General features: G+C 69.7%; 12 protein-coding genes and 1 tRNA gene. 9 read left to right on the top strand and 4 right to left on the bottom strand.

Translation table 11 applies throughout. The features are described 5' to 3' along the window. Nucleotides 1–71: 71 nt before the first annotated feature. The 6 genes from eno to OG624_RS17145 all read left to right on the top strand — a co-directional run bounded on the left by eno (nucleotide 72) and on the right by OG624_RS17145 (nucleotide 6,882). Entirely contained in the window at nucleotides 72–1,352 is a 1,281-nt protein-coding gene (gene eno, locus OG624_RS17170; protein ID WP_030763520.1) for a phosphopyruvate hydratase, read from the top strand. 99 nt (nucleotides 1,353–1,451) lie between these two features. Next, a complete protein-coding gene (locus OG624_RS17165) occupies nucleotides 1,452–1,940 on the top strand; it encodes an FtsB family cell division protein (RefSeq protein WP_030763523.1) in 489 nt (162 codons plus the stop codon). 56 nt (nucleotides 1,941–1,996) lie between these two features. Then, on the top strand, nucleotides 1,997–2,563 hold the full coding sequence (locus OG624_RS17160; RefSeq protein WP_033222694.1) for a DUF501 domain-containing protein: 567 nt from the start codon (nucleotides 1,997–1,999) through the stop codon (nucleotides 2,561–2,563). Then, a complete protein-coding gene (locus OG624_RS17155) occupies nucleotides 2,560–3,501 on the top strand; it encodes a Ppx/GppA phosphatase family protein (RefSeq protein WP_371587877.1) in 942 nt (313 codons plus the stop codon). The genes OG624_RS17160 and OG624_RS17155 overlap by 4 nt, the downstream gene beginning before the upstream one ends. A gap of 401 nt (nucleotides 3,502–3,902) precedes the next feature. Next, a complete protein-coding gene (locus OG624_RS17150; protein WP_033222695.1) occupies nucleotides 3,903–5,285 on the top strand; it encodes an NAD(P)/FAD-dependent oxidoreductase in 1,383 nt (460 codons plus the stop codon). 187 nt (nucleotides 5,286–5,472) lie between these two features. Further along, a complete protein-coding gene (locus OG624_RS17145; protein WP_371639558.1) occupies nucleotides 5,473–6,882 on the top strand; it encodes a class I SAM-dependent methyltransferase in 1,410 nt (469 codons plus the stop codon). A 70-nt stretch (nucleotides 6,883–6,952) separates the two neighbouring features. Here the strand turns inward: OG624_RS17145 and OG624_RS17140 are convergent, their stop codons facing one another. Next, nucleotides 6,953–9,505 carry an ABC transporter permease gene (locus tag OG624_RS17140; protein WP_371639557.1) on the bottom strand — a complete coding sequence of 851 codons (2,553 nt, stop codon included), beginning with the start codon at nucleotides 9,503–9,505 and terminating at the stop codon, nucleotides 6,953–6,955. A 55-nt stretch (nucleotides 9,506–9,560) separates the two neighbouring features. Continuing rightward, nucleotides 9,561–10,325, bottom strand: a complete 765-nt coding sequence (locus OG624_RS17135; protein WP_106971448.1) for an ABC transporter ATP-binding protein — start codon at nucleotides 10,323–10,325, stop codon at nucleotides 9,561–9,563. Nucleotides 10,326–10,732: 407 nt separating this feature from the next. On the opposite strand from OG624_RS17135, the gene OG624_RS17130 reads away from it, so the two are divergent. Both OG624_RS17130 and OG624_RS17125 read left to right on the top strand, forming a co-directional pair. Then, nucleotides 10,733–10,817, top strand: a tRNA-Leu gene (locus OG624_RS17130). A gap of 332 nt (nucleotides 10,818–11,149) precedes the next feature. After that, nucleotides 11,150–11,998, top strand: a complete 849-nt coding sequence (locus OG624_RS17125) for a Bax inhibitor-1/YccA family protein (RefSeq protein ID WP_033222703.1) — start codon at nucleotides 11,150–11,152, stop codon at nucleotides 11,996–11,998. Nucleotides 11,999–12,116: 118 nt separating this feature from the next. On the opposite strand, the gene OG624_RS17120 is transcribed toward OG624_RS17125, so the two are convergent. After that, nucleotides 12,117–12,347, bottom strand: coding sequence for a DUF4287 domain-containing protein (locus OG624_RS17120; protein WP_030724673.1), 231 nt, complete (start codon nucleotides 12,345–12,347; stop codon nucleotides 12,117–12,119). Nucleotides 12,348–12,448: 101 nt separating this feature from the next. Here OG624_RS17120 and OG624_RS17115 point away from each other — a divergent pair, with 101 nt between their 5' ends. After that, a complete protein-coding gene (locus tag OG624_RS17115; protein WP_033222705.1) occupies nucleotides 12,449–12,787 on the top strand; it encodes a hypothetical protein in 339 nt (112 codons plus the stop codon). Here OG624_RS17115 and OG624_RS17110 read toward each other — a convergent pair. Next, entirely contained in the window at nucleotides 12,771–13,586 is an 816-nt protein-coding gene (locus tag OG624_RS17110; protein ID WP_063734145.1) for a hypothetical protein, read from the bottom strand. The genes OG624_RS17115 and OG624_RS17110 overlap by 17 nt on opposite strands. Nucleotides 13,587–13,924 lie beyond the last annotated feature (338 nt).

Raw genomic sequence — 13,924 nt, 5'->3', positions numbered from 1 at the left:
AGGCGGCAAGGCCATCCCACGGCCTGACATGCCACCGCACACTCAGCGTCACATCCCAGAAGGAGATGCTCGTGCCGTCCATCGACGTCGTCGTAGCCCGGGAAATCCTGGACTCCCGAGGCAACCCCACGGTCGAGGTCGAGGTGGGCCTCGACGATGGCAGCACCGGCCGTGCTGCAGTTCCGTCCGGCGCCTCCACCGGTGCATTCGAGGCCATCGAGCTGCGTGACGGTGACCCCGACCGTTACTTCGGCAAGGGTGTCGAGAAGGCCGTCCTCGCCGTCATCGAGCAGATCGGCCCGGAGCTCGTCGGCTACGACGCCACCGAGCAGCGTCTGATCGACCAGGCCATGTTCGACCTGGACGCCACCGACAACAAGGGCTCGCTCGGCGCCAACGCCATCCTCGGCGTGTCCCTGGCCGTCGCGCACGCCGCGTCCGAGGCCTCGGACCTTCCGCTCTTCCGCTACCTCGGCGGTCCGAACGCGCACCTGCTGCCCGTTCCGATGATGAACATCCTCAACGGTGGGTCGCACGCCGACTCCAACGTGGACATCCAGGAGTTCATGATCGCCCCCATCGGCGCGGAGTCCTTCTCCGAGGCGCTGCGTTGGGGTGCCGAGGTCTACCACACCCTCAAGAAGGTCCTGCACACCAAGGGCCTCTCCACCGGCCTGGGCGACGAGGGCGGCTTCGCCCCGAACCTGGAGTCCAACCGCGCCGCGCTCGACCTCATCATCGAGGCCATCAAGCAGGCCGGCTACACCCCGGGCACGGACATCGCGCTCGCGCTCGACGTCGCCGCGTCCGAGTTCTACAAGGACGGCCAGTACGAGTTCGAGGGCAAGTCCCGCTCGGCCGCCGAGATGACCGACTACTACGCCGAGCTCGTCGAGGCGTACCCGCTCGTCTCCATCGAGGACCCGCTGTTCGAGGACGACTGGGACGGCTGGAAGACCATCACCGACCGCCTCGGCGCGAAGGTCCAGATCGTCGGTGACGACCTGTTCGTCACCAACCCGGAGCGTCTGGCCCGCGGTATCGAGGAGGGCTCCGCGAACGCCCTGCTCGTGAAGGTGAACCAGATCGGTTCGCTGACCGAGACCCTGGACGCCGTCGAGATGGCCCAGCGCAACGGCTTCAAGTGCATGATGTCCCACCGTTCCGGTGAGACCGAGGACGTCACCATCGCCGACCTCGCCGTCGCCGTGAACTGCGGTCAGATCAAGACCGGCGCCCCGGCCCGCTCGGACCGTGTCGCCAAGTACAACCAGCTGCTGCGCATCGAGGAGATCCTCGACGACGCCGCGGTGTACGCGGGCCGCTCCGCCTTCCCGCGCTTCAAGGGCTAATCACCCCCCTGAGGGGCTGGCCTCCGTACGTCCCCGCACTCGGTCCCGTACCGTGTGCGGGGACGTATTGCGTAGTGCGTACCTAGGGGAGGCGGACCAATGGCCGGGAACCGGGATCGGTTCTCCACCTTCTCCACCGCGACCAGGCTCAAGCAGCTCGGCGAGCGGACCGCCGCCCACGTCTACCGGTCGCAGTCGCGGCGTCAGGTCCGCCGCAGCCGGCTCACCGGCCGCGCCGCGCTCCTGGTGCTCGTCCTCTGTACGCTGGTCGTCGCCCTCGCGTACCCGATGCGCCAGTACGTCTCCCAGCGCTCGGAGATCGCGAAGCAGCAGCGGGCCGCCGCGGCCGCGCGGGACCGCCTGGAGCGGCTCCGCGACGAGAAGGCCCGCTGGCAGGACGACGCCTACGCGGAGCAGCAGGCGCGCAAGCACCTGCACTTCCTGCGCCCGGGGGAGATCGGCTACATCATGAGCGACCCCGGGGCCCAGCCCCCGCAGCCGCACCGCACCGGCCAAGCCGGCTCCGACCGCCCCTGGTACTCCAACGTCTGGGACGGCGTCGACAAGGCCGACCGCCCCGGCGAGTGATCCGTACCGCCGTACCGCAGCACCCATCCACGAGAACGAAGAGACTTCCTCCAGGCATGCAGACGCCCCCGCCCCAGACCGACCGGACCGAGCCGACCGACGCGGACATCGAGGCGTTCGAGCAGCAGCTCGGCCGCCCGCCGCGCGGGCTGCGCGCCATCGCGCACCGCTGCCCCTGCGGGCAGCCGGACGTGGTGGAGACCGCCCCGCGGCTCCCCGACGGCACCCCCTTCCCGACGCTGTACTACCTGACGTGCCCGCGCGCGGCCTCCGCGATCGGCACGCTGGAGGCGAACGGCGTGATGAAGGAGATGCAGGCCCGGCTCGCCGAGGACAAGGAACTGGCCGCCGCCTACCAGGCCGCCCACGAGGACTACATCCAGCGGCGCGACGCCATCGAGGTGCTCCAGGGCTTCCCGAGCGCCGGCGGCATGCCGGACCGGGTGAAGTGCCTGCACGTGCTGGTCGGCCACTCCCTGGCCGCCGGCCCCGGGGTGAACCCGTTCGGCGACGAGGCCCTCGCCATGCTGCCGGAGTGGTGGGCCAAGGGCGCCTGCGTCGTGCCGTGCGGGGAGAAGAAGACGGACGAGAAGGAGACGGGCGAGAAGGAGTCGGGCGCGTGACCCGGGTCGCCGCCGTCGACTGCGGTACGAACTCCATCCGGCTGCTCGTGGCGGACTGCGACCCGGCCACCGGCGAGCTGATCGAGCTCGACCGCCGGATGACGATCGTCCGGCTGGGCCAGGGCGTGGACCGGACCGGCCGGTTGGCCCCGGAGGCGCTGGAGCGCACCTTCGCCGCCTGCCGCGAGTACGCGGAAGTGATCAAGGAGTTCGGCGCGGAGCGGGTGCGCTTCGTGGCGACCTCCGCCTCCCGGGACGCCGAGAACCGGGCGGACTTCGTCCGGGGGGTCCTGGACATCCTGGGCGTCGAGCCCGAGGTGATCTCCGGTGACCAGGAGGCGGAGTTCTCCTTCACCGGCGCCACCAAGGAGCTCACGGCGCACGAGCACCTGGAGCGCCCCTTCCTGGTGGTGGACATCGGCGGCGGCTCGACCGAGTTCGTGGTCGGCGAGGAGCACGTACGGGCCGCCCGGTCCGTGGACATCGGCTGCGTCCGGATGACCGAGCGGCACCTGGTGGTGGACGGGGTCGTCACCGACCCGCCGACCGCGGAGCAGGTGGCCGCGATCCGGGCCGACATCGAGGCGGCGCTGGACCTGGCCGCCGAGAGCGTCCCGCTGGCCGAGGCGCGCACGCTGGTCGGCCTGGCCGGCTCGGTGACCACGGTCGCCGGGATCGCGCTGGAGCTGCCGGCGTACGAATCGTCCGCGATCCACCACTCCCGGATCTCCTACGAGCAGGTGCGCGCGATCAGTGAGCGCATGCTGACGCAGACGCACGCCGAGCGCGCGGCGATCCCCGTGATGCACGCGGGCCGGGTGGACGTGATCGGCGCGGGCGCGCTGGTGCTTCTGGCGATCATGGAGCGCATCGGCGCTTCCGAGGTTGTCGTGTCGGAGCACGACATCCTCGATGGAATCGCTTGGTCGATCGCCTGAACGACCTTCGAAGCAGGTTGTGAGGGGCTGTCACGGGGTCGTTGGACCCGTGATCCACATTAAGTTCGTGAAGTTCTTCACAAGGAAAAAGGGTCTGTGAGGCCGGCGGAAGGGTCCTTTGGGGTCCTCCAGGGCCCCGCAGGCCCTTTTTCGCGTGCGTTCGTGCGATCGACGGAGGCGACGGGATCCGCGTCGGAGGTATGGACGAAGCCCTGTGGTCCAGTCCGCTTTCGGCCTTGGAGGCCAGTTCAGGACGGGTGAACAACGACTCCGGACGCCTTCTGGTTCCCGTCGCTTGTCATGACCTCCGTCACGTGGGCGGCGGAGTGTAGCAGAGGGTCTCTCAGTCCTTGTGAAGGGGCTCACGAGCGACACCCCTTTGGGTGCTGGATACTCGTTCCATGAGCACCACGGAGCGTCCCAGGATCCTCGTTGTAGGAGGTGGGTACGTAGGCCTGTACGCAGCCAAGCGCATCATGAAGAAGATGCGCTACGGCGAGGCGACCGTCACGGTCGTCGACCCGCGCTCGTACATGACCTACCAGCCCTTCCTCCCTGAAGTGGCCGCAGGTAGCATCTCGCCTCGGCACGTCGTCGTCCCGCTGCGACGCGTGCTGCCCAAGGCAGAGGTTCTCACCGGCCGGGTCACCAGCATCGACCAGGACCGCAAGGTCGCCGTCGTCACGCCGCTCGTCGGCGAGGCGTACGAGCTGCCCTTCGACTACCTGGTGATCGCGCTCGGCGCCGTCTCCCGCACCTTCCCGATCCCCGGCCTCGCCGAACAGGGCATCGGTATGAAGGGCGTCGAAGAGGGCATCGGCCTGCGCAACCACGTCCTCGAGCAGCTCGACAAGGCCGAGTCCACGACGGACGAGAACGTCCGCCGCAAGGCCCTCACCTTCGTCTTCGTCGGCGGCGGCTTCGCCGGTGCGGAGACCATCGGTGAGGTCGAGGACATGGCTCGGGACGCCGCGAAGTACTACTCCACGATCAAGCGCGAGGACATGCGCTTCATCCTGGTCGACGCGGCCGACAAGATCCTTCCCGAGGTCGGGCCCAAGCTCGGCACCTGGGGCAAGGAGCACCTCGAGTCCCGCGGCATCGAGATCTACCTCAGCACCTCCATGGACTCCTGCGTGGACGGCCACGTGGTGCTGAAGAACGGCCTCGAGGTCGACTCCAACACCATCGTGTGGACCGCCGGCGTCAAGCCGAACCCGGTGCTGGCCCGCTACGGCCTCCCGCTGGGTCCCCGCGGCCACGTGGACGCCCAGCCGACCCTCCAGGTCACGGGCACGGACTACATCTGGACCGCCGGCGACAACGCCCAGGTTCCGGACATCGCCTCCCGCAAGGCCGGTGTCGAGAACGCCTGGTGCCCGCCGAACGCCCAGCACGCGCTGCGTCAGGCCAAGGTCCTCGGCGACAACGTCATCTCGGGCATGCGGGGCTTCCCGCAGGCCGAGTACTCGCACTCCAACAAGGGTGCGGTGGCGGGCCTCGGCCTCCACAAGGGCGTTGCGATGATCGTCATGGGCAAGACGAAGATCAAGCTCAAGGGCCGGCTGGCCTGGTACATGCACCGTGGCTACCACGGCATGGCCATGCCGACCTGGAACCGCAAGATCCGCGTCTTCGCCGACTGGACCCTCGCGATGTTCCTCAAGCGCGAGGTCGTCTCCCTCGGTGCGCTGGAGACCCCCCGCGAGGAGTTCTACGAGGCCGCCAAGCCGGCGCCGGCTCCGGCCGCCGCCGCTGCCCCGGCCGCGAAGGCCAAGGCCTGACCGGTGTGACCGGTGTGACCGGCAGGACCTGAGCTCCACCTGCTCCACTTGCTCCATCCGCTTCACCTGTACGACCTGTACGACCCCGAAGGGGCCGCCCGCCATCCGTGGTGCGGGCGGCCCCTTCGGCGTACCCGGGGCCAGGGATGGGTAGACGGAGGGGTCGGAGCTTTTGTGGAGGTGCGCCATGACCGACGCCGCGCCGCGGCTCGCCGTTGTTGCCGAGACCCTGCTGGGTGCCCCGCTGCCGGTACGTCTACGGGCCTGGGACGGCAGCGAGGCCGGCCCGCCCGACGGCCCCGTACTCGTCATCCACGACCGCCGCGCCGTGCGGCGGATGCTCTGGAGGCCCGGCGAGCTGGGGCTGGCCCGCGCCTGGGTGGCGGGCGAACTGACGGTCGAAGGCAATCTGTTCGATCTGCTGGACCGGGTGGCGGGCCTGCTGTGGGAACGAGGGCTCGATCAGCCGCCCGTCGGCCCCACCGTCTCCACCGCCCAGGGCGGTCCCGGACCGTTCGCGACCCTCGCCGGCCTCGCGCGCCGCGCCGGGCTGCCCGCTCTCTCCGACCTGCCGGGGGCACGGTGGCGCGACGCCGCCCACCGGGCCGCCGCGCGCGAGCTGATCGCCCTCGCCGGACCGCTGCCCCCACCCCCGCCCCCCGCCGAGGAGGCGGCCACCAGGCGGGGCGGAGCCCGCCACAGCAAGGGCCGCGACCGCCAGGCCGTCAGCCACCACTACGACGTCGGCAACGACTTCTACGAACGGGTCCTGGGCCCGTCCATGGTGTACTCCTGCGCCTACTGGAGCCCCGGCTCCACCCTGGACCGGGCCCAGCACGACAAGCTCGACCTGGTCTGCCGCAAGCTCGCCCTGCGGCCCGGGGACCGGCTGCTCGACGTCGGCTGCGGCTGGGGCTCCATGGCGCTGCACGCGGCCCGCGAGTACGGCGTCCGGGTCACCGGCGTCACGCTCTCCCGCGAGCAGGCCGTGTACGCCCGTAAACGGGTCGCCGACGGGGGACTGACCGACCTCGTGGACATCCGGATCCAGGACTACCGGGACGTCAAGGACGGCCCGTACGAGGCCATCTCCTCCATCGGGATGGCCGAACACGTCGGAGCCGACCGCTACCGGGACTACGCCCGCACCCTGCACGCCCTGCTGCGCCCCGGCGGGCGGCTGCTGAACCATCAGATCGCCCGCCGGCCGGAGCCCGACGAGGAGGCGTACCGGATCGACGAGTTCATCGACGCCTACGTCTTCCCCGACGGCGAGCTCTCGCCGCTCGGCACCACCGTCGGCGAACTGGAGCGGGCGGGCTTCGAGGTCCGTGACGTCGAGGCGCTACGCGAGCACTACGGGCTGACCCTGCGGGCCTGGGTGGCCCGGCTGGAGGAGCACTGGGCGGAGGCGGTACGGCTGACCTCGCCCGGGCGGGCCCGGGTATGGCAGCTCTACATGGCGGCCTGCGCGTTGGGCTTCGAGCGGGGCCGGCTCGGGGTCAACCAGGTGCTCGCGGTGCGGCCCACGGCGGCCGGGGACGCCCGGCTGCCCCTGCGGCTGCGTACGTGGGAGGTGGAAGCAGAAACGGTCTAGCAGTACGACCTGGACGCGGAAGGGCCCCGGGCGATGCCCGGGGCCCTTCCTGCCGTCGTCCGTGCCGCCGCTACTCCGTCTTGATGGCGGTGAGCATGTTCAGGCGGGCGGCGCTGCGGGCCGGCCACATGGCGGCCAGGACACCGACCACGGCGGCCAGCAGGAGGAAGATGCCGATCCGGTCCCACGGGAGGATCAGTTCGTAGTTCGGCATGGACTTCGCCAGCGTGCTGCCGACGGCCCAGGCGAGGAAGACGCCGATGGCGACACCCAGCGCCGCGCCGAAGAGCGAGATCGACACGGCCTCCAGGCGGATCATGTTCTTGACCCGGCCCCGGTCGAGACCGATCGCCCGCAGCATGCCGATCTCCTGGGTCCGCTCGAAGACGGACATCGCCAGCGTGTTGACCACACCGAGCACCGAGATGAGCAGTGCCATGCCGAGCAGGCCGTACATGACGTTCAGCATGGTGTTGATCATGCCGCCCATCTCGTTGCGCATGTCCTGCTGGGTGGCGACGTTGATGGCCGGGTTCTTGCCGAGCGCGTCGACGACCTTCTGCTGACCGGCCTTGGAGGCCCCGCCGTCGACGTTGACGTACACCTCGGAGACGGCGCTCTCCTCGCTGTGCTTGCCGAGGATCTTGTCGTCGAGGACGTAGGGGGAGAGCAGGCCCTCCATGTCCTTGTAGACCGCGCCGACCTTGAGGGTCTCCGTCTGGCCGTCCTCGTACTTGACGTTCACCGTGGAACCGACGGCGAGGTTCGCCTTCTTCGCGGTCTTCTCGGCGACCAGGATCTCGCCCTTGCCGAGGGAGTCCAGCGAGCCGCTGACGGTCTCGATGTTCAGCAGCTGGCCGATGCCGGCCGGGTTGACGCCGGAGGCGGACCGGAAGTCGTCGCCGACCATGAAGTACCCGGCGGTCTGCGGGGAGACCGCCTTGATGCCGGGGGTCTTGGCCAGGGTCTCGGTCACCGACCGGTCGAGGTAGCCCATGCCGCCGGCCATGGAGACCTTGTAGTCGGCCTTGAGCTTCTCGGTGCTCATCCGGTCGACGACCTTGCCGACGGTGATGCCGAGCACCGACAGGGTGGTGACCAGGGTCAGGCCGATCGCCAGCGAGGCGGCGGTGACGGCGGTGCGGCGCGGGTTGCGGACGGCGTTCTGGGAGGCCAGCTTGCCGGGGATCCCGAACACCTTCTGCAGCAGCGGGCGCACGGCCCCGATGACCGGCCTGGCGAGCAGGGGCAGCAGCACGATCATGCCGATGAGCATGAAGAAGGCGCCCGCGCCGATGGTCATACGGCCGCTGTTGCCGCCGCTCGAGACGCCGAGCAGGACCAGACCGATACCGATGACGCTGATGATCGAGCCGATGATGTTGCGGACGAGCAGGGACTTCGCGCTGGCCGGCAGGTGGGCGCTGCCCATGGCGGCGACCGGGGCGATCTTGCCGGTGCGCCAGGCCGGCAGCACCGCGGCGACCGTGGTGACCAGGACGCCGATGACCAGGGCCGCGACGATGGTGTTCGGGGCGATCACGAGGTCACCGGCCGGGAGCTTGGCGCCGAACGATTCGAGCACGGAGCGCATGCCGACGGCGAGTCCGATGCCGCTGAGCAGGCCGACGACGGCGGAGACGGCGCCGACGACCAGGGCCTCGGCGAGCACCGAGCGCATGACCTGACCCCGGTTGGCGCCGATGGCGCGCAGCAGGGCCAGCTCCTTGGTGCGCTGGGCGACCAGCATGGTGAAGGTGTTGTAGATCAGGAAGATGCCGACGAAGAGCGAGATGCCGGCGAAGACGAGCAGCATGGTGCCCATCTGGCCGAGGCCCTTCTCGATGTCCTTGGCCTGCTTCTCCGCGAGCGCGGCGCCCGTCTGCGCGGTGGTGTGCTTGCCGTCGACCAGCGGCTTGATGTCGGCGAGCAGCTTCTCGTCCGAGGTGCCGGCCTTGGCCGCGACCGACATCTCCTGGAAGTAGCCGGGCTTGAGGTAGAGCTCCTGGGCGACCTTGGTCTCGAACAGCACGAGGCTGCCGCCGGACTGGACGCCGCCGTCCTCGGTGGTGAAGATGCCGGCGAGGGAGTACTCCTTCACCGGGCCGTTGGTGGCGACGCGCACCTTGTCGCCGACCTTGTACTTGCCCGTCTCGGCGGTCGCCTTGTCGAGCGCGATCTCGTCGGCCTTGGCCGGACCGGCGCCCGTGATGAAGGCGTAGCGCGGGTTCTTGCCGTCCTTGACGGGCGTGAAGTTGGAGCCCTGGTTGGACCAGCCGGCGCCGATCAGCTTGCCGTTCTCGTCGCCGACGCCGGCGAAGCCGGTGACGCGTCCGGAGACGGACTCGACGCCCGGGAGGGCCTTGACCTTGTCGAGGGTGGCCTGGCCGAGGCCCGGCTCGCCCTCCTTCTCGCCCTGGTCGTTGCGGCCCTGGCCGTAGGAGGTGACGGAGACGGCGACGCCCGCGTAGTCCTTGGCGGACTGGCCGGACAGGGACTTCTTGAGGGTGTCGGTGAAGACGAGGGTGCCGGAGACGAAGGCGACGCCGAGGGTGACGGCGAGCACCGTCATCAGCAGTCGGGCCTTGTGCGCGAGGACATTGCGCAGGGCTGTACGGAACATGGGTTTCGAGTCCTGGGGCTGGAAGTCTGGAGGAGGGCTTCGGAGGTGGCCCGGATCAGCTGGTGCGGCCCTTGGCGTCGAAGGCCTTCATTCGGTCCAGCACGCCGTCGGCGGTGGGGTTGTGCATCTCGTCGACGATCGCGCCGTCGGCGAGGAAGATGACGCGGTCCGCGTAGGAGGCGGCGGCCGGGTCGTGGGTGACCATCACCACGGTCTGGCCGAGCTCGCGCACCGAGTTGCGCAGGAAGCCCAGGACCTCGGCGCCGGAGCGGGAGTCGAGGTTTCCGGTGGGCTCGTCGCCGAAGATGATCTCGGGGCGGGAGGCCAGGGCGCGGGCCACGGCCACGCGCTGCTGCTGGCCGCCGGAGAGCTGGGTGGGGCGGTGGGACAGGCGCTCGGAGAGGCCGACCATGTTGATCACGGTGTCCAGCCACTGCTTGTCGGGCTTACGGCCGGCGATGTCCATGGGGAGCGTGATGTTCTCCAGGGCGGTCAGGGTCGGCAGCAGGTTGAAGGCCTGGAAGATGAAGCCGATCTTGTCCCGGCGGAGCTGGGTGAGCTGCTTGTCCTTGAGGCTCCCGAGCTCGACGTCGCCGATGCGGACGGAGCCCTCGGAGAAGGTGTCGAGTCCGGCGACGCAGTGCATCAGCGTGGACTTGCCGGAGCCCGAGGGGCCCATGATCGCGGTGAACTGTCCCTGCGTGAAGTCCACGCTGACCTTCTTGAGGGCGTGCACCTGGGTCTCGCCCTGGCCGTACACCTTGGAGAGGCCGGTGGCGCGGGCGGCCACGGCCTGGGAGGTGTGCGGGGCGTAGTTCATGGTGGTCACGGGACGGCTCCTCGGTCTGCGGTGCGGGACGTTTCCATCCTCACCGCGGGTACCCCCGCTCCGGATCAGCCGCCGTGCCTGTTCGTCGGCCCACTGGAGTCTGACGGCGGACGGGCGCGTGTCCTCCTCTGGTATGACAGGAGCCTGACCAAACGGGTGGTGGCCCGGGGTGGCGGGAGGGTGGCGCGGGGGGTGGCGAGGGCCATCGAAATCCCGTCATTCCCGTACAGGTGGTGATCGACGTCCAGAACGGGCCGACCGTGCATTCTCGGGCCTGACGAACCCTCAAGCGCCAATAAAATCAGACAACATCGGAAAGTTCGCAGGTTGGCAGGGGGAGTGATCCGGATAGGCTCGGCTCAGCGTTCAAGGCTTTTTCACGGGGGCCGCCACGCCTTGCCCGGATGGTGGAATGCAGACACGGCGAGCTTAAACCTCGCTGGCCTTCGGGCCGTGCCGGTTCAAGTCCGGCTCCGGGCACCATCAATGGCACGGTGCCCGGCCTTGCGGGATCGACCGATGGTGAACACGGGGGATGCGACCGTCGCCCACGCCTCCCCGCGCACAGAGTCCCGAGACCTTTCCCGGCGACGTCAACAGGACCGGACCGCCGTCGCCCGCCGAGCCGGGTGAAGACCGACCGGTACGCCTGCGACCGACGGGCAGACGTACGGGGCCCGGGTGCCGGGTCGCGCATTTATTCACTGCGCTTCGTCGTGGCCTCTCCTAAGATCCTCCTCCAGCAGTAGGGTGCTTTCTTTGCGAGCGCATTACTCTTGTTGCAAGGCCGCGCTCGGTGGCCACGGAGGAGTGAGATGAGGAGCAGTAACCCGGTCTTCTCGCGACGGGGGTTCAGCCGCGACAACGGTGGCTACGCGGGCTTTGACGCGCAGCCGCAGCAGGCCGGGACCAACCCGTACGCGACCAACCCGTACGCCGCCGACCCGACCACCGGTATGCCGCAGGCCCCGGCCCGCGCCAACGTGATGACCATGGACGACGTCGTGAGCCGCTCGGCCATGACGCTCGGCACGCTCATCGTGACGGCCACCCTCGCCTGGGTGGCGCTGCCGGTCGACCCGGACAACCTCGGCATGTCGTACGGCATCGCCATCGGCGCCGGTCTCATCGCCTTCGTCTTCGCGATGATCCAGTCCTTCAAGAGCAAGCCCGTCCCGGGCCTGATCCTGGCGTACGCGGCCTTCGAGGGCGTCTTCCTCGGCGTCATCAGCGCGGCCGTCAGCACCTACCTCGGCCCCGGCGTGGTCATGCAGGCCGTGATGGGCACGATGTGCGTCTTCGCCGCCGTGCTCTTCGCGTACAAGATGCGCTGGATCCGCGTCACCCGCCGCTTCTACGGCTTCGTGATGGCCGCGACCCTCGGCTTCATCCTGCTGATGCTCGTGAACACGCTGTTCGCGGTCTTCGGCGGCGGTGACGGCCTCGGCTTCCGCAGCGGCGGCCTCGGCCTGCTGTTCGGTGCCATCGGTGTCATCCTCGGCGCCTGCTTCCTCGCCCTCGACTTCAAGCAGGTCGAGGACGGCATCGCCTACGGTGCCCCGCGCGAGGAGGCCTGGCTGGCGGCCTTCGCCCTCACCATGACCCTGGTCTGGATCTACGTCGAGATGCTGCGCATCTTCTCGATCCTCTCGGGCGACGACTAGCAGGACCCGCACGCCGACCACCGGCCTGCGCACAGCATGGGGAAGGCCCCGCGAGCACTCGGCTCGCGGGGCCTTCCCGCGCATAGGGGTACGGGAAACGGGATCGGGGGAGAGGGGCTCAGCCGAGCCGGCGTGCGGCTCTGCGCAGGTCGTACTCGTGGATGATCGCCTTGGCCTGGCCGTACGACAGCTCGTGCGCGCCCCGCAGCCAGCTGACCTTCTCCTCGAACCGGACGAGTGAGGGGCCGTCGTCCACGGTGCGGAGCCAGTCGGAGACTTCACGACCGGTGGTCTGGGGGATTCTGTCGATCATGTTGCGGTGGGTCTGTTCGGAGAACTCTACGGACATGGGCGCCTCCGGATGTATCGCCGTGCTGTTCTCTTCACGCCACCGTGCCGGAGAGTTCGCCCGTTGGCAATGGGGCCCGGGCGGCGCGTAAGGTCGGCCGGGTGCTTGATACTTCGCCCCTGACCGCCGTCGTGGAACGTTTCGCCGACCGGCTGCGGGCCGCGCCGCAGAGCCGCCTGCAGCAGGGTGCCGCCGCCGCGGCGCTGGACCTGGCCCGCGAACTCTCCGTACGGGCCCAGCGGATCGAGACCCCCGGGCAGGAGCCGAAGGAGGTGCCGGACGCCGGCATCTTCGTGGTCGGCGATCAGGTAGCCGTGACCGGGCTGGACCTCGCCGAGGCGCTGCGCGCCGCGGCCCCGGACAGCGCGAAGGCCCCGTCCGAGGTGCTGGACGAGGCCGTGCGGCTGGTGGAGCAGGCGGAAGTCAGAGCGATGCGATGACGCGGTCCGCGAGGATGTAGACGTTGCTGTCGGGGTCCTCGGTGTCACCGCAGGAGAAGGTCAGCGCGTAGGCGCCGGAGATGCCCGAGCCGCCCAGCAGGACCGGCGCGGTGCCCGAGCGCAGGGCCTCGGCGAGCCGCTCCGCGGTCTCCCGGTGCCCCGGGGTCATGCACAGCGTCGTGCCGTCGGTGAAGACGTACACGTCGAGAGTGCCCAGCGGGCCCGGACGGACGTCCGCGAGGGCCGTACGGGCCTCCGCGAGTTCCTCCAGGCGGTTCACGGTGCGCTCGTGGTCGGCGCCGGGGTGCGAGGCCTGGACCGGTACGAAGTCGGGGTGCGAGGGGTGGCGCCGGCGCGCGGCGGCCAGCTCGGCCGAATCCTCGGGGTACCCGGGGAGCTCGTCGAGGATCTCCTCGCCGAGTACGGGCTCCAGCCCCACCAGGTCGGCCTGCCGGGGCAGGAAGACCGGGCTGTCCTCGCCGAGCCCGGGCAGGCCGCCCAGCAGCGAGGGGGCGTCGGCGGCGTCACGGGCCTCCTGCGCGGCCCAGAAGGCCCGCGCTTCGGCCAGCTCGCGCTCGCGCTCCTCGGCGAGGGCTTCGGCCACGGCGGCTCGTATCTCCGCGGCGGGGGACTCCACGGCGCTGCGGGCGTGCGGGACGGTCGCACCGCGAGGGTGGACCGGCGCCGCCAGCTCGGTGCGCAGGGCGGCGACCTGCTTGCGCAGACCATGGACGGCGTGCAGCGCAGCAGCGCCCACGGCCGTGGCAGCGGCCGTGGTCAGCAGCAGGGCAAGAGACATGGCGCTCACTGACTAACTCCTGAGGTGATTCGATCCCCCGACTTCCTACATCAGAGTGTCCCGACCTGGGAATGGCGTGCAGTGCATTACGTCACGAAATGGACAGGGCTTTGGTCACACCAGCCGCATCCGTACCAGCCCTGACCTGCTTAAACACCGATCCCCCAGGAGATAGGTCACATCCTGGGGGAAATTTGGTCACAGGTCGGCCGCGACCGGGTTAGAACGGGTGTCAGTACGCCGCAAGGGATCCTCCCGGATCCCTTGCGGCGCCTGGGCCCTGCTTGATCGAACGCCCGCTCCGGCTCAGCTCAGGCGCTCGTTTCTTCGGTCGCGCT

The organism is Streptomyces virginiae (assembly GCF_041432505.1).
Classification (GTDB): Bacteria; Actinomycetota; Actinomycetes; order Streptomycetales; family Streptomycetaceae; genus Streptomyces; species Streptomyces virginiae_A.
Note: the sequence above shows the minus strand (reverse complement) of the source record. Positions and strands in the feature narration are given on the sequence as shown.